Origin of the sequence: Tunicatimonas sp. (genome assembly GCF_049647865.1) — a bacterium.
In the GTDB taxonomy this organism is placed as follows: Bacteria; Bacteroidota; Bacteroidia; order Cytophagales; family Cyclobacteriaceae; genus Tunicatimonas.
This window is the reverse complement of sequence record NZ_JBARYM010000569.1, coordinates 1-17,549: the sequence shown is the minus strand read 5'-3', so window position 1 is coordinate 17,549 and position 17,549 is coordinate 1. Positions and strand designations below refer to the sequence as shown.

The window sequence follows — 17,549 nt, the reverse complement described above, 5'->3', positions numbered from 1 at the left end:
TTTTCGGACTGTCAGGTGTACCAAGATTAACTAGTAGTACACCTATCTTGCTATTGCTTTTATTCATGCTTAAGAAGGTTTACTTTTCAACAGCAAAGCCAATTCAAATGTTCTTCCTCGGCTACTTACAGCTCAATTTCTTCGTTCACAAATGAATAAAATTCTCTTGATTGATACAGCGATACGAAGCATTTTGATAGATGTCTAACCAAGTCTTTATAAAACCACAGTATTAATTAGCAGAATTAGCGTTAATTCCGCTAATTAACTCGCGTTATTCACGCTATTTGGGCCAATACGCTACTAGACCAGCCTTACGTAGCTACCCAGCCACTTTATCTCTCGACTGTATTGCTGCACAATGTGCTGAATGTTTTCGTCGTTCCAATGGCCTTCAAAATCGATAAAAAACCAATAGGTAAACGTTTTTCCCTGCTTAGCCGGGCGACTCTCAATTTTAGTTAGGTTGATACCTTCTTTATTAAAAGCCTGTAAAAAATTGGCTAGAATTCCCGGTTCGTCGGAGTGCGGTAGTTTTACCAGCACCGACGTTTTGTCTGCCCCACTGGATTGATTGGTGAATGACTTACTAATAATAAAGAAACGAGTCTGATTATCGCCCGAAGTCTCTACGTTTTCGAATAAGATAGGAACTTGATATTCTTGAGCTGCAATACGGGAGCAAATGGCGGCACTATCCGGCTCGCGAACTGCTAGTCGAGCTGCTTGAGAGGTAGATTCTACCGGAATAAGCTCTACGGTACTATCGTTAATCACCTCGTCAATGAATTTTCTACACTGCCGAAAGGCGATATCCTTAGAATAAATCTTTCGAACTTTTGATAAGTGATCGGCTTGGCTTACAAAGGCAAAGTGCACATCCCTTGGTAATTCAGCCACAATATGAATATCGTATTCAGCTAAACAGTCAGCTGTTTCGGGCACCAAACCCTGTTGATTATTCTCTACCGGTATTACTCCGAATCTAGTTACTTCGGCTGCTACCGATTTAAATACCGCTCGGATACTACTCACTGGCAGGTATTCGCTCATCGCTCCAAAACGGCTTTCAGCCGCCTGATGGGTAAAGCTACCACTGGGTCCTAAATAAGCAATCCGCTCGGGTAGTTCAATATTACGGCTTACGGCAAATATTTCCAGAAAGATGGCATCAACGGCGGCATCGGGCAACAAGCCCTTGCTTTTACCTTTAAGGCGGTCTAGAATAGCTTTCTCTCGCTCAGGGCGGTATATAATACTATTGGTAGTGCGCTTAAGTTCGCCAACTTGCTTAACCACTTCCATTCGCTCATTAAGTAAGATTAAAAGTTGGTCGTCGAGATGGTCAATACGCTGGCGATATTCGTCTAGTTTGGCTGATTCCATAGTTCAGATGAATTGGAATCGGTAAATTAGAAAAAATTTTGCGGAAAAAGCTGTTAATTAATCATAGGTCGACTAGCTGATCACTCAGTAGTGTACTTTAAAAATTTACTTTTTATATACAATTGGATTTAACTTTTGCCGTGAGGGAAGAATCCATAAAAATGTTTATAACTACAATACATAAACGACAAATGTGCCTTGCACTGTAATAGTCCCTCTTGAGTGAGGAGAGGATAGTTAAGCATTGCGTGAGATAAGTGAATTATTCATTGCCAGTGAATCATACCTGTCTAGTATGTGCTTAGCCATTATAGTATTCTGATCAGACAGCTCACTTATTTTAAGTATGTCTTTGGTTAAAGCTCTTATTTGGTCAAAAATATTATTACGTGTTTTCAAAATAATGTACTATTTAATTGTATTATAACAGAAGGCAAAATCTATTCTGAAAATCTATTTCTCGCTTAAATACCATATGTTGTATCAACAAATATTCTAATATTTACCATATTGCGCTCATAATCAGAGCGTTACGATTCCTGCATCTGATTATGAGGCAGAAGATGTTCAGTTATGCTTTTATGAACAAATCAGAAAATCTATCCCAGAACAGGAACGATTCCTAAAACGGGAATTTTATCGGCCTAGGAATATGTTTGCTCCATTGTGATTGTCGAGGACTTCGAGTACTTTTGACACTATTTATTACTATTCGCTATGCAACGGGATTACGAAGTATTTACACTTATTCAGCAAGAGCTAGAACGCCAAGAACGGGGTATTGAACTAATTGCCTCCGAAAATTTTACCTCACCCCAAGTGATGGAAGCAATGGGTAGCGTACTCACCAATAAATACGCCGAAGGCTTGCCCGGCAAACGCTACTATGGGGGGTGTGAAATAGTAGATAAAGTGGAGCAATTGGCCATTGATCGGGCTAAAGAATTATTTGGCGCTACTTGGGCAAACGTACAACCTCATTCGGGAGCGCAAGCTAACGCTGCAGTAATGTTAGCGGTATTACAGCCCGGTGATAAAATATTAGGGTTTGACCTATCACACGGTGGACACCTGACCCACGGCTCACCGGTTAATTTTTCGGGTAAGCTTTATCAACCCTCATTCTACGGAGTAGAAAAAGAAGATGGTAATGTACCAGCTGGGTACATTGATTACGACAAAGTAGAAGCCACTGCGCAGCAAGAGCGGCCTAAACTACTTATCTGCGGAGCTTCGGCCTACAGTCGTGATTGGGATTACAAGCGGCTGCGAGCAATTGCCGATAGCGTGAACGCGCTGTTATTAGCTGACATCTCGCATCCTTCGGCACTAATTGCTAAAGGTTTGCTAAACGACCCACTACCGCACTGTCACTTTGTAACCACCACTACCCACAAAACTCTGCGCGGTCCGAGAGGCGGCCTGATTATGATGGGGCAAGATTTTGATAATCCATTTGGCATAACCACTGCTAAAGGCTCAATACGTCCGATGTCGGCTTTAGTAGATATGGGAGTATTTCCAGGAACCCAGGGTGGGCCACTAGAACACGTAATTGCCGCGAAAGCAATTGCCTTCAAAGAGGCCTTATCGGATGAGTTTCTCACCTACACTCAGCAAGTAATTGTTAATGCTCAAGTGATGGCTCAGGAATTTATGGATCGGGGCTACTACGTTATTTCGGGAGGAACCGATAACCATGAAATGCTCATCGATCTACGCTCTAAGAATATTACAGGAAAAGTAGCTGAAAAAGCATTAGGTGAAGCCGATATCACGGTGAATAAAAATATGGTTCCCTTCGATGATAAGTCTCCGTTTGTAACTTCGGGTATTCGAGTAGGAAGCGCAGCGGTAACTACCCGAGGGATGGGCGAAGTAGAAATGAAGCGTATTGTTGAACTGATTGATGAAGTGATCACGCATCGGGACGATGAGAATCAACTTCATCAAATACGGCAATCGGTGAACCAAATGATGGCTGAGTTTCCTTTATACAGTAGTTTGGAGAAGTTATAAACGAGCGTGGAAGAGCAAACCGGAAATCAGTTAGGACCTAAGGAGAATGGGCTGAGCTCCCAGAAAGATAAAATCGTCGAGAAATACACCGCTCCCCCTGTTGAGGAGAAGCAAATGTCCTTTCTGGATCATTTGGAAGAGCTACGGTGGCACATTATCCGTTCCATGGCCGCGATTATGGTTTTTGCCGTAGCGGCCTTCGCGGCTAAGGAATTTGTGTGGGGAGTACTAATTTTAGGACCGACTCAAGTAGATTTCTGGACCTTCCGCCAGTTTTGTAAAATTGGAAATTTGGTGGGTTCCGATGCTTTTTGCCTGACAGAAATGCCGTTCATTATTCAGAGCCGGAAAATGACCGGACAGTTTACCATGCACATCTACTCCTCGGCAGTTATTGGCCTGATTGCTTCTTTTCCTTACGTATTTTTTGAAATATGGCGTTTCATTAGCCCCGGGCTATACGATACCGAGCGCAAACTAAGCCGAGGAGCAGTATTCTTCGTAAGCGCGCTTTTTTTAATAGGCGTACTGTTCGGTTACTTCGTAGTGACTCCAATTTCGGTTAACTTTCTGGGTAACTATCAAGTAGATCCTAGTATACTTAATGAGTTTGATATTACTTCCTACGTTGGTATTCTAATTACTTTGGTGTTGGCCTGCGGTTTACTGTTTCAGCTCCCCATTGTGGTGTATTTTCTGAGCAAGGCAGGAATTATTACTCCTTTAACCCTAATTACTTACCGCCGCCACGCTATTGTTGTGATCCTGATTATTTCGGCACTGGTAACTCCCCCCGACCCGGTAACACAACTACTAGTTACTTTTCCGCTTCTCTTATTGTATCAGGCTAGTATTTTAATCTCTAAGTGGGTGCTCCGCAGGAAGAAAGCGGACGAAGCTTTGGACGATTAATAGAAGTTACGGCTCGCTTGTATCAACTTTACGATAGACCGGTTGACTAGGCATCTTTTGGTAAGCCTTGGCTATAGCAGGTATTCTTTCAAAAACACGAGGCATTAATCCGGATTCGTCAATAATGAGTTCGGGCATATCGTTTTGGAACGCATCGTACACAAACGATACATTTTTAAAATCATCTAAATTAGTTAGCTGCCTCGAAGCCAATGACCAGTTTAGGTAAGGAGTAGCCAAATGCGCTTTTTGGTATATACTCATTTGCCTCCCAAGCATTAGCACCTTTTTCTCTACTACTAAGTCATCGTAATCCGTCGATTGTACCATTAGCTGATCGCTATGGGTAATCTCCTGAAGAGAAAAGAAATTAAATAGTAAAGCATAACCATTAAAAATTAGCAGAAATGCCAATCCAGCGGTAATTAGCTCAGCAATAAGTATACGGCGAATAACGAGTAGGAAGTGAGTAATGAAAAAGGCAACCGGAGGCACAAAGTATAAAAGATGGTACGGGGCCAGTTGGCGCACCAGTAGTAATGTTGCTAGCGCAGCCGCTATCTTTATACCCATAATTCCTTGTAGCTTACTTTGCTGATTAGTATACCGCTTGTACTGGCCTAATCGGTAAACCGAGACAAGAAGGAAAATTAGGGGAATAATACCGATAATGAGCAATCGCCAATCGCCAACGTAGGGATTGCGTTCAATAGTACGAAACGAAAGTAAGTACTGCTGAACGAAGCCACTTGATGCCTCAAATAAGTAGAAATAGGTAAATGCCACCAGTAGCGGTAAGGCAAAACCGTAGAGTAGCATAAAAAAACGACGTAGCGATAGGTTAGCAAAAAACAAATAAGCCAGCAGTGAAGAAACCAAATAGATCACACTGGGCAGATAACAAAGTGCCGCTAATCCAATGAAAATACCGGTACTCAGAATGCGTACATCGCGCGACTGACTTTCAATACGGTAAAAAATGTTACGCAAAGCCAATAGTACCCAAGTAAGCGAAAGAAGTACTGGGGAGAGCGTGTAAAAATCAAACGAAAGACAGGTAATGAGCGCGTAAATTAATGCTGGAACGTAGGTGTTTTCGTGAAAAGCTTTTTTATTGAGCAAGAAATCATTGAAAATTAGGCACTGGTACGTAATGAGCAACGCTGCCAAAATTACGTAGGCCACTTGGCTACGCGAAAACACCAAATCAACCAAATGGTAGACCAGCGCTGAGAGCGGTCCGATATTCTCCCACAGTTGCGTGTAGAGTTGATCGCCCTCCGCCAGATTTTCTCCTACTAACATCCAATTAAGTTCGGGAAGCGTAAGATAATCATCACTTAAAAATATGGGTAACCGCACCAGCAGCAGTAACACGAATAGCAGAGGAATCCGGTACGGATCGTTAACACGAAAAAAGGTAAGCAATACGGTTTGTTTAAGAAGCCGAAAGTAAGCACGATACAAATACAAAAAAAACAATCCACCTCGGCATCCGCAATGTTGTGTACTTTTTTACCTAGATTTATGTGAATTAAGTTGTAACGATAGTATGTTTGTCTATTAGCACCAGCAGGGTTATGAGAATATTAGAAACGGATCGGCTGGTAATTGAGCAAGCTAGTACAGATGATGCTAGTTTTTTCTATAGACTACTGAATAGTCCTACTTGGCTTAAGTACATTGGTGATAGAGGAATACGATCAGAAGAAGATGCTCAAAGTTACATTGAGGATAATTTTATCGGTTCTTATCAAGAATTTGGTCATGGCTTATTCAAAATGGTGCGTAAAGACGGTAGCGTCCCTATTGGCGTTTGTGGGTTTATCAAGCGCAGTTATCTAAAAAGTGCTGATATTGGGTTTGCCATTCTTCCCGAATATGAAGGGCAAGGATATACATTGGAGGCAGCCCAAGCACTAATGAACTACGGTAGAACTGTATTGAAATTAAACCCTATTTTAGCAATTACCACCGATACCAATAGCAAGTCAAGAGCTTTACTGACCAGAATTGGACTACGGCAGGCAGGAAAGGTAAAACCAAACAATAGCGAAACTGAGTTTCTACTGTATTCGGATCATTAGAGAATAGATGAAGCACGTGCCGAATTTTAATGTTACTAAAGACAGGAAAACGATATGAAAGAAAGCAAACGACAGCGACAGTCTTCGTCGCTACTACAAAAAGAGCTAAGTGAGATATTTCAGCGCAATGGCTCATCCATTTTAGGAACGACTGATTTCGTAACGGTGTCGCGGGTACAGGTAAGTCCTGACCTGGGAGTGGCTAAAATCTACCTCAGCTTTATGCTGAGCAAACGGAAGGAGCAACTGATGGATACCATCCAATACCGAAAGGGCGAAATACGCCGTCTGCTTGGTAACCGGATTGGTAAAGTGGTTCGAGTAGTACCCGAGCTAAACTTTTTCTTAGACGATAGTGCCGACTATGCTGCCCGCATGGATAAAATTATTTCTGAGCTAGACATTCCTCCAGCTGAAAAAGACGATGAATCATGAATAATAATTGGTGATTAATGAATGCTATCAAAAACTGTTTGCCTATTAAACTATTCATCATTAAGGTATGAACGTTCCTTTTCTGGTAGCTCGCCGGTATTTCCGATCAAAGAACAAAAAAAACTTTATTCAGATTATCTCCAACATCTCTATGATTGGAGTAGCGGTGGGGACTATGGCTCTGATTATAGTGCTTTCAGTATTTAATGGGTTAGAAGACTTGATTAAAGAATCAAAAAGTACCTTTGACCCTGAGATTAAGATTGTACCCGTACGAGGAAAGACATTTCTGGCTACTGACTCACTATTAAAAGTAATTCAGCAGGTAAAGGGAGTAGATGTGGTTACGCAGGTAATTGAAGATAATGCAATGGCGCGTTATCAGGATGCTCAAATGATAGTTAAACTCAAGGGTGTAAGCGATAATTTTTTGCAACAGCAGCGACTCAGCCAAGCCTTGATTCATGGTAACCTAGAGTTGAAGAAAGACGATATTAATTACGCCATTATGGGCCAGGGGGTGCAGTATACCTTATCTATTGCTCCCTCCAACGAGTTTTATGCCATGCAGCTGCTCACCCCTCGGCAAACTGCCAGTAGCAGTGGTTTTAACCCCGATCCGATGAACCGCTACTTCAAGCAGAAAAATATTATGCCGGGCGGTGTTTTTGCTAATGAAAAAGAGTACGATGCCAGCTATGTGATTGTACCTCTTCAGTTTGCTCAGCAGTTATTCGATTACGGTGAAGAGCGCACCGCACTGGAAATTAAAACAAATAATGATGTTTCCGTAAATCGGGTTGAAAGTCAGCTCGAGGATTTACTTTCTTCGGAAGATTACCAGGTGCTGAACAGCGATGAACAACACGCTAGCCTGTTGCGCGCTGTGAAGTGGGAAAAATTGTTTGTGTACGTTACCTTCTCATTTATTTTGGCAATCGCTTCTTTTAATATCTTCTTTTCGCTGTCTATGCTGGCTATTGATAAGCGAAAAGATATTGCAATGCTCTTTGCCATGGGAGCCCAGCAACGCACGGTGAAGTCTATATTTTTACTCGAGGGGGTCATTATTGCACTACTTGGAGCCGGTAGTGGCTTACTGGGAGCAGTGATTATCTGCTGGGCCCAACAGACTTTTGGAATTGTATCTATGGGAATGCAAACCGCTATTGTCGATGCCTACCCAGTGAAGATGGAGCTATCTGACTTTTTGTTTACCGCTCTTAGTATTTCCCTTATCACCTTTTTAGCTTCTTACCGCCCCGCCCTTATTGCATCGCGCACCGATGTGAAAGATTTTTTGTAAAGTAATTATTTTACCTAAATTGTGGGTTAGCTTGTTTGCAACAACCTTAACTATCAACTGCTAACCTTCCTATGAAAGTCTCGCCCGATCGGCCATTTAAAGTAATTTATTCGCTTTTTAATCATGAATACTTAGGCTACTTGTTTGAGTCGTTTGCTGTGCAACTGAATGAGAAGCAAGAGTTTACTTTTGAGCATCAGAATATATCGCACAAAAATGCTCGTGAGTTTTCTAAAGATCTTGATGAGCAGGACTATGAGTTAATTCAGCTGATGGACTCCATGCAGCAGGAGGTCATTATCAAAAAATTCCATAAAAAGCGAGTAAAGCCTCATGAGTTCTTTTTTAAGGTGTATTTGAGCGATAGTGAGAAAAATCAAGCCTTAAAGGTGGAGATTGCAGCGTATCTGGAAGATATTCGTGCCCAAATACTCCCCTTACTTCAGGGGAGACGATTGTTTGAAATGAGTAAGGATGGCGAACCAGTAGGCCAAAGAATTGAGGTGCTACCCGAAAAGGCTACGGTACTTTTCCACTTCCGACGTAATGAAGACAATACTCACTACTTTCCCACCATTAAGTACGATGATGCAAAAGTAGATTTCCAGTACAAGAATGCCTACATCGTTTGTAATCAGCCCGCCTGGATGGTACTGGAAAATCGCTTGTACACTTTTGAAAAAGAAGTAGATGGTAACAAGATTCAGCCTTTTCTCAACAAAAAATTCATCGTTATTCCGAGAAAAGTAGAAGACTCCTACTATCGCAAATTTGTAGCTCCACTGGTTTCATCGTTTGATGTTTACGCCAAGGGCTTCGAGATCCTAACGGAGCGGCATCGCCCCAAGCCGATTCTGTCTTTTTACGAAACCCAAACTCCCCCAGCCGAAGAATCCAATAGCAAGCTTAGCGGCAGTACGGTTGCCCTTGCTAAAGGTAGTGTAACTAGTTACATCGGGTTTAAATTAGCCTTTCAGTACGGCACCCACCAATTTCAGGCGAATGCTGAAAAAGTAAGTGTAATAGTTAATAAAGATGAAAGCAGTGATCAGTATACGTTTCGCCGAATTATCCGCAACCGCTACGCCGAGAAGGAAGTGCTTACATTTTTACAAGAACACTCTCTTCCGCTAAAGGGTCGTAAAAGCACACTTGACCGCAATACAGCAATTGACTGGATCAATCAGCATAGAAAAGAGCTGCAAGAAGCTGGTATCACGCTGAGTCAGCAAGTGGTAGGCGAGAAGAAATACTTTTTGGGTGAGTCAACGATTAAAGTAGAGGTGCGCGAAAATATTGATTGGTTTGATATTCACGCCATCATCAAGTTTGGTGACTATGAGATTCCTTTTGCTGAAGTTCGCTCGCTCATTTTGGCTAAGAAACGGGAAGTAGCATTACCCAACGGCGAAGTAGCTATAATTCCTAAAGTGTGGTTTACCGAATATTCGGAGCTGTTTGCTTTTACTGAATCGCCGAAAGCGGCTGAAGGTAATGTGCGTTTAAAAAAGTATCACTTAGCGTTGGTGCAGGACTTACAAAACGGCAACTTGGCTAAAGTGACTATGGACCGCAAGCTAGATCGTTTGCGACAATTCGAAAAAATTGAAGATTATCAGCTACCGGAGCACTTTGAGGGTACGCTACGGCCCTATCAGCAAGCTGGTTATAACTGGATGCATTTTCTAAACCAGTACCACTTTGGTGGCTGCCTGGCTGATGATATGGGACTGGGGAAAACAGTGCAAACACTGGCTTTGCTGCAACGGCAAAAAGAGTTACATGAGGAGCAACAGCAAGCCATGAATACCTCGTTGTTGGTTATGCCCACTTCGCTGATTTATAATTGGGAAATGGAAGCCGCCAAATTTACCCCTAACTTGAAAGTATTTACCTACACCGGAACGCACCGCGACAAAAATGTGGCGCAATTTGCTGACTACGATTTGGTGCTAACATCCTACGGTATTGCTCGCATAGATATTGACATTTTAAAAGACTACTATTTCCACTACGTAATTCTAGACGAGTCGCAAGCCATTAAGAATCCTGATTCTAACATAGCACAAGCAGTTCGTGAATTTAACGCAAAACACCGTCTAATTCTAACGGGTACGCCGCTGGAAAATAGCACCATGGACCTTTGGTCGCAGATGACTTTCATTAATCCGGGCTTGTTAGGAAGCCAGTCGTTTTTCCGAAAAGAGTTTGTCGTTCCTATTGAGAAGAAAGGCGACCTAAATAAAACTTCTAAACTGTATAGTATTATTAAACCGTTTATCCTTCGGCGGCAAAAGTGGCAAGTAGCTACTGAGTTACCAGAGAAGGTGGAGAACGTGAAGTACTGTACTATGACCAATGAGCAAGAAGCCTGCTACGAAGAAGCCAAATCGTTTTACCGCAATGAAATTCTTAACCTGATTGAAAACGAAGGAGTTAAGAAATCGCAGCTACTACTGCTGCAGGGCTTAACCAAGCTACGGCAGATTGCCAACCACCCTAAAATGGTGGATGAAAACTACGAGCATGATTCGGGTAAGATGGAAGACATGCTCCATATGATTATTAGTACCTTGAGTGAAGGGCATAAAATCCTTATTTTTAGTCAGTTTGTAAAGCATTTGACCCTGCTAAAGAAACACCTAACCGAACTAAATTATCCATTTGCCTACCTAGATGGAAGTACTAAAAACCGCAAAGAGCAAGTAGAGCGTTTTCAGCACGATGCTTCCTTAAATCTGTTTCTGATTTCACTACGAGCGGGTGGGGTCGGGCTGAATTTAACGAAAGCTGATTACGTATTCATCCTTGACCCTTGGTGGAACCCCGCCGTAGAAGCCCAAGCTATTGACCGAGCTCACCGAATTGGCCAGAAGAACCAAGTGTTTACCTACAAGTTTATTACCCGGAACACCGTGGAAGAGAAAATTCTTCGCCTACAGCGTAGTAAAGTAAAATTAGCTACTGATCTTATCTCTACGGAGGAAAGCTTCGTGAAGCGATTAACTCAAGAGGATATTACCGCCATATTAAGCTAGAGAATAAGTAGTTTCTAATAGGAAAACGGTCGGTAGCCAGCAGTTCGTTAATTGCTAAAAATTAGTTCAAAAAACGACTACCAACCGTTATTTCTTAACAACCAATACCAATTAAGGCTCAGGGTTACGAGCTTCAACAGGATAGGAGGATGGATTTACCGTAGTCATGTTAATGATTTTCCACTGACCATCCATCTTTTCTAACACGCGTTGCTCCTTTAGCATTACTCCATTATTAGTGCTTTGATTAAAGCGAGCCCAAGCTAAGTTATCGGTTATCTTGTAGTGCCAATCGCTTCGATCTACGTTCATTTCACTATTTACAGGTGGGGTTTCTTCCATTGTCCGTTCCATATGGCTGCTAATTTCGTCCCAGCCGTCAGCAAACTCTATGTATTCGTTCATAGTCACACTGAAGTAAGCATAAGGAGTATGCCCCCAATGTTTGGCCCATTGGTTATAGTCTCGTTCTAACCAAGCATTTGTTTCTCCTTCAATAACTTGTCGTATTGCATCTTCTTCTGTTTCCTGGGCAAGAAGTGTAGTAACCGAGAATAGTAAAAGCGTTAATAAAAATGCAGTTGTTTTCATAGCAGTGAAAGTTTAAGTTATCTATTTGAAAACTTTTATTTCAAGAATATGGATGTACAACCAATGAGCCGACGAAGAACACGAGACAAAGAATGACAGGGACAAAAAGCTAGAGCAAGAATAGTAATGTTCGCCGGAACACAACCTTATGAGTGAAAACAGGTAGTTGCTATAAGCGTAACCAGCTCTCTTTTATTAATGTACGTAATTTTTTCGGTGAATACCAACTCTGATTGATTAGATTTTAAAAACAGGGCAAAATCTATCAGTTAAAATGATAATTTAGTAACTGAATCGTATTAGAAAATGTATAATTGATTTACGGCTGAGCCGACACATCTATCACCGGACTAATCTCTTTCCAGGCTAGAGCACTGGAACCCAGTACCGCAGCATTGCGGCCCTCTAGGGCTGAAGAAAGGATAGGCACTTTATTTTTAAAAATCTCAAACATATGCCCTTCCATATATTGTTTGGTCGGCTTAAACAATGTATCTCCAGCTTTCGCTAAACCTCCCAGCAAAAAAATAGCTTCAGGGCTAAAAATAGCCACTATATCAGATAGGCTGCGGCCTAGTAGTTCGGCAGTGTAGTCGAATGCTGCACGCGCAACCGGATCACCCTTCAACGCCAAATCGGTAATCATAGCGGCCGATAAGTTGTTGTAGGTGACATCACGCAGCGGAGTCTCATCAACCATATCAGCTAGTAGTTTAAACACCGTTCGCTTAATACCTGTGGCTGACACATAAGCTTCCAGACAACCTTGACGACCTAGACCACAGGTTCTACCGCCAGGACGATGCATTAAGTGCCCCATTTCTCCAGCAAAGCCGTCATTCCCGTATATTAATTCTCCATTAGCGACGAACCCACTCCCCAGTCCGGTACCCAAAGTAATCATTACAAAATTTTTCATACCCTTGGCCCCTCCATAAATCATTTCACCGATGGCGGCAGCGTTAGCATCATTGGTTAGCACCATTGGCACATCGTAGTACTGCTGAAAAATTTTCAGAATAGGGACGACGCCCTGGAAGGTTAAGTTAGGAGCGTACTCAATAGTGCCGGTAAAGTAATTACCATTGGGGGCACCAATACCACACCCAACAATATTCATTTTTTCGTCTATGGTATCGCGAAGCTTCTCAACTTCTTCGTATACGTACTTTAAATAGGCTTCTACATCGCCAGGGGCAGTTTCGACAGTGGAAACAGAGGTTTCTGCGTACATATTTCCTTCGCGGTCTACAAAACCAAATTTGGTGTTTGTTCCACCAATATCAATGCCGAGGGCTACATCTTTCATAGGTTAGTTAGTAGTTCTTTTTATAGCTGACCTTAATTTTAGCACAATTTAGTAATTTTCCTTTATCTGCTGCAAGAAGTAAAGTAAGTCAGACGCTCGAGCTATTGCAGTACAGTACACATATTGGTACAGATTTACAAAGTGACATTTTTATACACCTGATTATTGTAAAAAAGTAATATGAAAGCTCAAAAGAATATACTTCTCCTCTGTAGCTGGCAGCATAGCTAGTTAAAGGTTTATTCTAGAAAAACATTTTAAATTCCTTCGGTAGTACGGCAGAAACTTATACTAACTATTCTTGAAATGAATCTACCATTTTCTTAACCCCTTCTTTATAAAGAGTCACTTTGAAGTCGGGAAACTTTCTTTGAAATTTATCAAACGAAAATACGTAATCCGTTTCAAACTGGTACAACATTTCTCCTACTTCGCGAAGGGGTGAAATAAATGGACTTAATCCGTGACGTACTAGCGAGGGCATAAAACTAGTGCTGAAGTTGGTATTAAGCACTTCGTTGAACGTTGCTGTCATATCCTCAATTGTTACGGGTGCGCCCACCGGTAAGTGCCATACCGAACCATATGTAGATGTATCTAACGCTAGTGCTACCAGGGCTCGGCCTATATCTTCAGTGTAGGCATACATATGCTGTACGCTAGGCTTGCACAATACCTGAGGGGCTTTCCCCTGCAACATCCGCTCTAAGAAACTGATGTAAAACATACTATTCTTGGCATAAGGCCCGTAAAATTCAGCTGCCCGGCCAATTACTGCTTGTATTCGCTGATCAGCTATAGCCTGTAGCAAGATATCGGCAACTTCTTTACGGATATATCCCTTCTTAGCTACCGGTTGTTGAAGGTGCTGTTCATCTATTGGGGTCTTTAAAGGGGAAGGGCCGTACATGTAAGCATTATCCAGAAAGATTAGAACCGCATTGGCTTCTTCACAGGCTACAATAACGTTTTTCATAATACGGGGAAATTCCTGCTTCCATACCTTCGTTGAATATGGCAACCCTACACATAAATAGACGTGTGATGAGCCTTGTATAGCATCTTTGGTTTGAAATAAGTTAAGCAAATCAGCTTGCTTGCTCTCTACTCCCGGTAAAATGGTCGTACGGCTAACTGCTCGCATTGGAAGTCCCCGATGAGTAAGGTCATTAACAACGGCCCGACCAACCGCGCCAGACGCTCCCAGTACGGTATGCAATAAAGTATTCATAGTACAGTGATTTTAAAATGATAAAATAATATTTCCGCCAATCTGGCCGCTGGTAAAGCGGACACCATCCCCCTGCGTATCTACGGTGCCATTGCGACCAGAGTATTCAAAATGCCCCTCGAGGCTGATAGCTGACTTTTTGAGAGGAAATGAGTATCCTATACTGCCACTCAGCGTACTGCCAATCGCATACTGATGCGAGTAGCTCCGAGCTTGTTCATTAAGTCGCTTAGTAGTCATCTGTCCGAACCCTACACTCGCTCGGGTGTATAACCCTTGATTGAACTGCCGAGAAAAAGGGTAGTATTTCAGCGACAATGCTAAATTATAGTAGTTAAATACGTAATCATCCCCGGCATCACCACTCACCGGAGTACCGAACGTTCCATGAATACGAGAGCCAATTCCTAAGCCCTTCCACCGTTCGGGGACTACGTAGAAACCCATCATTAGATTATTTCCAATAGCCGGGTCAAAACTCCCCCCTAGAGCTGTCTGTAACTCCTGCTGAATGTCGTTAAAGAATAGAGTTTGCCCGAATCCTAATCCTACTTCACCGTAGACTACCGATTTGCGTTCTTGAGCGGATGCATACTGGCCTATTCCTATGATAAGCACCAACGTGATTATTATATTTTTCATGATAGATTAATATTGGGATGAATTAAAATACTAAGCCTACACTAAAGCTTACTTGGCTGTTGATGTAATCTACAGTGCCATTGCTATTAGTGACTTCGGCGTTGCGGTTAGCGTATTCGTAAGATAAATCTAGATTTAAGGCACTCCGTTGGCCGCCTAGTGGAATAGCGTAGCCAATACCGCCTAACACCGTAATCCCCGAAGCATTCTGAAATTTGTGGGTATCCGTATTGCCAAAGCTATACTTCTCGGTTCCTTGTCCCCAGCCAGCGTTAGCCATGAGAAACAGCCCTTCGTTAAAGCGTTTGGTGATTAAGTAATTACGCACACTGACGCCTACGTGGTAGTAATTGTAAGTATAGGTTTCCTGATTGTCGCCATTGTTAGGGCGAGCAACAAACGCTTTGAAGCCGGTTCCAACACCCCAGCCCCGCCACGATTCAGGCGACCAGTAGTAAAACGTAGCTAACGTAATACCATCGTTGCGACCAAAACCTCGCTGGTCATTACGTTCTTCTTTTTCCGATAGGGTCCCAGAGAAAAACGTGTTACCGTAGCCGACACTCACGCTACCAAATACAGGTAGTTTGTGAGAAACCTCCTGACTGTAGCTGTACGTAGTCAGGCCTAAAAGAATAAAAATAAATACATGCTTCATGATGTAACGATATTAGATGAATAATCAATTTCGTTACAAAGGTGTGGGTTAGAGGCAGGAAAAAACGTTGACTTGAGTTAAGAAATTAATCGCTATCCGCCATTCTTTTACGAATACGGCTAAGCGACTCCGGTTTGATGCCTAAGTACGAAGCAATATAGTGTTGGGGAATCCGGTGAACTACTTTGGGGCGCTCTTTTAATAAAGCTTGGTATCGTTCTTCGGGTGTTTGATTAAGAAAAGAATTATTACGGGCCTTCACCCCTAGAAAAGCATTTTCAGCAATGAGGCGACCGAAGCGTTCTAGTTTAGGAATTTCGCTAAAGAGTTGTAGTAGTGATTTTCGGCTTAGCAGCAGCAGTTCGCTAGTTTCTAACGCTTGAATATTCTCCGAAGAAGGCTGCCCGGTAATATAACTTTCAAAATCAGTATACCAGGCTCCTTCGAAGAAGAACTGTCCGGTTTTATCTTCCCCTTCTACGTTGAAGTAGTAGCGTAGGCAGCCTTGGTAAATAAAAAATGCATCGTGGCACACCGCTCCCTCTTGTAGCAGTACCTCCTTCTTTTTTAGCGATTTATGGACGAGGTGTTGAGTAAACCGTTCAAATTCAGATGAGGTGAGATCGACAAATCGTGATAAATTCTCTCTTACCATCTGATGGCCAATCTCACTCATACCTACCACTTTACTTAATATAGTTATTAATAAGCATCTCGAAAAGTTCGATTTTACCACTGCGCCGTTGTGGCTCACCATTTTCGGCCGCTAAATCGCGCAAGTCCTCTAGGCTCAAGTTACCTTGTTCGTACTCAGCTCCTTTTCCATTGTCGTAAGAAGCGTATCGCTCCTGCTTCATCTTTACGAAATCAGAGTTTTCCAGAATGTCGTGAGCAATGAGCAAGCCTCGAGCAAAGGTATCCATCCCCACGATGTGAGCAATAAATAAATCTTCTAGGTCGCTGGAGGTGCGCCGTACCTTGGCATCGAAGTTCAATCCGCCCGGAGCAATGCCCCCCTGCTGAAGAATCACCATCATCGCGTGGATACAGTCGTAAAGATCAGTTGGGAAATAGTCGGTATCCCACCCGTTTTGGTTGTCACCCAGGTTCGCATCCACACTACCTAACATACCTGCGTCAGAAGCTGTCTGCAAATCATGAGCAAAGGTATGTCCCGCCAAGATCGCGTGGTTTTGCTCTACGTTAATTTTAAAGTCATCGGCTAGTCCTTGCTGATGGAGGAAGCCAATCACCGTGGCTGAGTCAAAATCGTACTGATGCTTGCTGGGTTCGGCGGGTTTGGGTTCAATGAGGTAGTTTCCTTTAAAGCCAATCTTACGACCGTAGTCGCGCGCCATGCGAAGAAACTGACCGAGATGGTCCAGTTCTCGTTTCATATTGGTGTTGATGAGAGCTGCGTAGCCTTCCCGACCACCCCAGAATACGTAGTTCTCACCGCCTAATTCCACCGTAGCATCTAATGCAGCTTTCACCTGCGCTCCGCCGTGACAAAGCACCGCAAAATCAGGATTAGTAGAAGCACCGTTCATATAGCGCGGATGCGAGAATAAGTTGGCGGTTCCCCAGAGTAATTTTACACCCGTTGACTGCTGATGTTCTTTTGCCAGCGATACGATTTCCTGCAAGTTCTTCTCCGACTGGCTAACTGAGTCTCCTTCGGGGGCAATATCCCGGTCGTGAAAGCAGTAGTAGGGAGCGTTTATCTTCGTAAAGAATTCAAAAGCCGCTTCCAATCTCGACTTAGCATTATCCATGGGGTCACTGTGCTTATCCCACGGAAGGTCGCGAGTTCCTGCCCCAAACGGATCACTGTTCTCATTGACAAAACTGTGCCAGTAAGCAATGGCAAAGCGCAGATGTTCCTTCATAGTTTTATCCCCAATCTGCCGGTTTTTGTCGTAGTAGCGAAAAGCA

15 protein-coding genes are annotated in these 17,549 nt (G+C 42.8%); 6 read left to right on the top strand and 9 right to left on the bottom strand.

The features are described 5' to 3' along the window. Positions 1–303: 303 nt before the first annotated feature. A complete protein-coding gene (gene pheA / locus WBA23_RS16840; RefSeq protein ID WP_424583450.1) occupies positions 304–1,386 on the bottom strand; it encodes a prephenate dehydratase in 1,083 nt (360 codons plus the stop codon). 717 nt (positions 1,387–2,103) lie between these two features. Between pheA and glyA the strand changes: the two genes are divergently transcribed. Together glyA and tatC are read left to right on the top strand one after the other, a co-directional pair. Further along, positions 2,104–3,405: a serine hydroxymethyltransferase gene (glyA, locus tag WBA23_RS16835; protein ID WP_424583449.1), complete on the top strand. Its 1,302-nt coding sequence runs from the start codon at positions 2,104–2,106 to the stop codon at positions 3,403–3,405. Between the two features lie 114 nt (positions 3,406–3,519). Then, positions 3,520–4,317, top strand: coding sequence for a twin-arginine translocase subunit TatC (gene tatC / locus WBA23_RS16830; protein WP_424583451.1), 798 nt, complete (start codon positions 3,520–3,522; stop codon positions 4,315–4,317). 6 nt (positions 4,318–4,323) lie between these two features. On the opposite strand, the gene WBA23_RS16825 is transcribed toward tatC, so the two are convergent. Continuing rightward, positions 4,324–5,745: a hypothetical protein gene (locus WBA23_RS16825; RefSeq protein WP_424583448.1), complete on the bottom strand. Its 1,422-nt coding sequence runs from the start codon at positions 5,743–5,745 to the stop codon at positions 4,324–4,326. Between the two features lie 152 nt (positions 5,746–5,897). Between WBA23_RS16825 and WBA23_RS16820 the strand changes: the two genes are divergently transcribed. The 4 genes from WBA23_RS16820 (at position 5,898) to WBA23_RS16805 (ending at position 11,183) form a co-directional block, all read left to right on the top strand. Next, positions 5,898–6,404: a GNAT family N-acetyltransferase gene (locus tag WBA23_RS16820; protein WP_424583447.1), complete on the top strand. Its 507-nt coding sequence runs from the start codon at positions 5,898–5,900 to the stop codon at positions 6,402–6,404. A gap of 54 nt (positions 6,405–6,458) precedes the next feature. Next, positions 6,459–6,839 (top strand): 30S ribosome-binding factor RbfA, encoded by a 381-nt coding sequence (gene rbfA / locus WBA23_RS16815; protein WP_424583446.1) that lies wholly within the window; start codon positions 6,459–6,461, stop codon positions 6,837–6,839. Between the two features lie 67 nt (positions 6,840–6,906). Next, a complete protein-coding gene (locus tag WBA23_RS16810) occupies positions 6,907–8,145 on the top strand; it encodes an FtsX-like permease family protein (protein WP_424583445.1) in 1,239 nt (412 codons plus the stop codon). A gap of 71 nt (positions 8,146–8,216) precedes the next feature. Further along, on the top strand, positions 8,217–11,183 hold the full coding sequence (locus WBA23_RS16805) for an SNF2-related protein (RefSeq protein ID WP_424583444.1): 2,967 nt from the start codon (positions 8,217–8,219) through the stop codon (positions 11,181–11,183). Between the two features lie 111 nt (positions 11,184–11,294). On the opposite strand, the gene WBA23_RS16800 is transcribed toward WBA23_RS16805, so the two are convergent. The 7 genes from WBA23_RS16800 to xylA form a co-directional block, all read right to left on the bottom strand. Next, positions 11,295–11,774 carry a hypothetical protein gene (locus WBA23_RS16800; RefSeq protein WP_424583443.1) on the bottom strand — a complete coding sequence of 160 codons (480 nt, stop codon included), beginning with the start codon at positions 11,772–11,774 and terminating at the stop codon, positions 11,295–11,297. 319 nt (positions 11,775–12,093) lie between these two features. Next, entirely contained in the window at positions 12,094–13,083 is a 990-nt protein-coding gene (locus tag WBA23_RS16795) for an ROK family protein (protein ID WP_424583442.1), read from the bottom strand. 295 nt (positions 13,084–13,378) lie between these two features. Next, positions 13,379–14,314, bottom strand: coding sequence for an NAD-dependent epimerase/dehydratase family protein (locus WBA23_RS16790; protein WP_424583441.1), 936 nt, complete (start codon positions 14,312–14,314; stop codon positions 13,379–13,381). A 12-nt stretch (positions 14,315–14,326) separates the two neighbouring features. After that, positions 14,327–14,956: a hypothetical protein gene (locus tag WBA23_RS16785; RefSeq protein ID WP_424583440.1), complete on the bottom strand. Its 630-nt coding sequence runs from the start codon at positions 14,954–14,956 to the stop codon at positions 14,327–14,329. A gap of 22 nt (positions 14,957–14,978) precedes the next feature. Then, positions 14,979–15,614: a hypothetical protein gene (locus tag WBA23_RS16780; RefSeq protein WP_424583439.1), complete on the bottom strand. Its 636-nt coding sequence runs from the start codon at positions 15,612–15,614 to the stop codon at positions 14,979–14,981. 85 nt (positions 15,615–15,699) lie between these two features. Continuing rightward, positions 15,700–16,290, bottom strand: a complete 591-nt coding sequence (locus tag WBA23_RS16775) for a Crp/Fnr family transcriptional regulator (protein ID WP_424583438.1) — start codon at positions 16,288–16,290, stop codon at positions 15,700–15,702. Positions 16,291–16,300: 10 nt separating this feature from the next. Next, positions 16,301–17,549, bottom strand: a 1,249-nt coding sequence (xylA, locus tag WBA23_RS16770) for a xylose isomerase (protein WP_424583437.1), incomplete at its 5' end; no start/stop codon positions are given.

Coding starts and splice junctions, on each gene's coding strand:
- glyA (WP_424583449.1), top strand. CDS start 2,104: ATGCAACGGGATTACGAAGTATTTACACTTATTCAGCAAGAGCTAGAA.
- WBA23_RS16790 (WP_424583441.1), bottom strand. CDS start 14,314: ATGAATACTTTATTGCATACCGTACTGGGAGCGTCTGGCGCGGTTGGT.
- WBA23_RS16775 (WP_424583438.1), bottom strand. CDS start 16,290: ATGAGTGAGATTGGCCATCAGATGGTAAGAGAGAATTTATCACGATTT.
- WBA23_RS16820 (WP_424583447.1), top strand. CDS start 5,898: ATGAGAATATTAGAAACGGATCGGCTGGTAATTGAGCAAGCTAGTACA.
- WBA23_RS16795 (WP_424583442.1), bottom strand. CDS start 13,083: ATGAAAGATGTAGCCCTCGGCATTGATATTGGTGGAACAAACACCAAA.
- tatC (WP_424583451.1), top strand. CDS start 3,520: ATGTCCTTTCTGGATCATTTGGAAGAGCTACGGTGGCACATTATCCGT.
- WBA23_RS16800 (WP_424583443.1), bottom strand. CDS start 11,774: ATGAAAACAACTGCATTTTTATTAACGCTTTTACTATTCTCGGTTACT.
- WBA23_RS16780 (WP_424583439.1), bottom strand. CDS start 15,614: ATGAAGCATGTATTTATTTTTATTCTTTTAGGCCTGACTACGTACAGC.
- WBA23_RS16810 (WP_424583445.1), top strand. CDS start 6,907: ATGAACGTTCCTTTTCTGGTAGCTCGCCGGTATTTCCGATCAAAGAAC.
- WBA23_RS16785 (WP_424583440.1), bottom strand. CDS start 14,956: ATGAAAAATATAATAATCACGTTGGTGCTTATCATAGGAATAGGCCAG.
- WBA23_RS16805 (WP_424583444.1), top strand. CDS start 8,217: ATGAAAGTCTCGCCCGATCGGCCATTTAAAGTAATTTATTCGCTTTTT.
- pheA (WP_424583450.1), bottom strand. CDS start 1,386: ATGGAATCAGCCAAACTAGACGAATATCGCCAGCGTATTGACCATCTC.
- rbfA (WP_424583446.1), top strand. CDS start 6,459: ATGAAAGAAAGCAAACGACAGCGACAGTCTTCGTCGCTACTACAAAAA.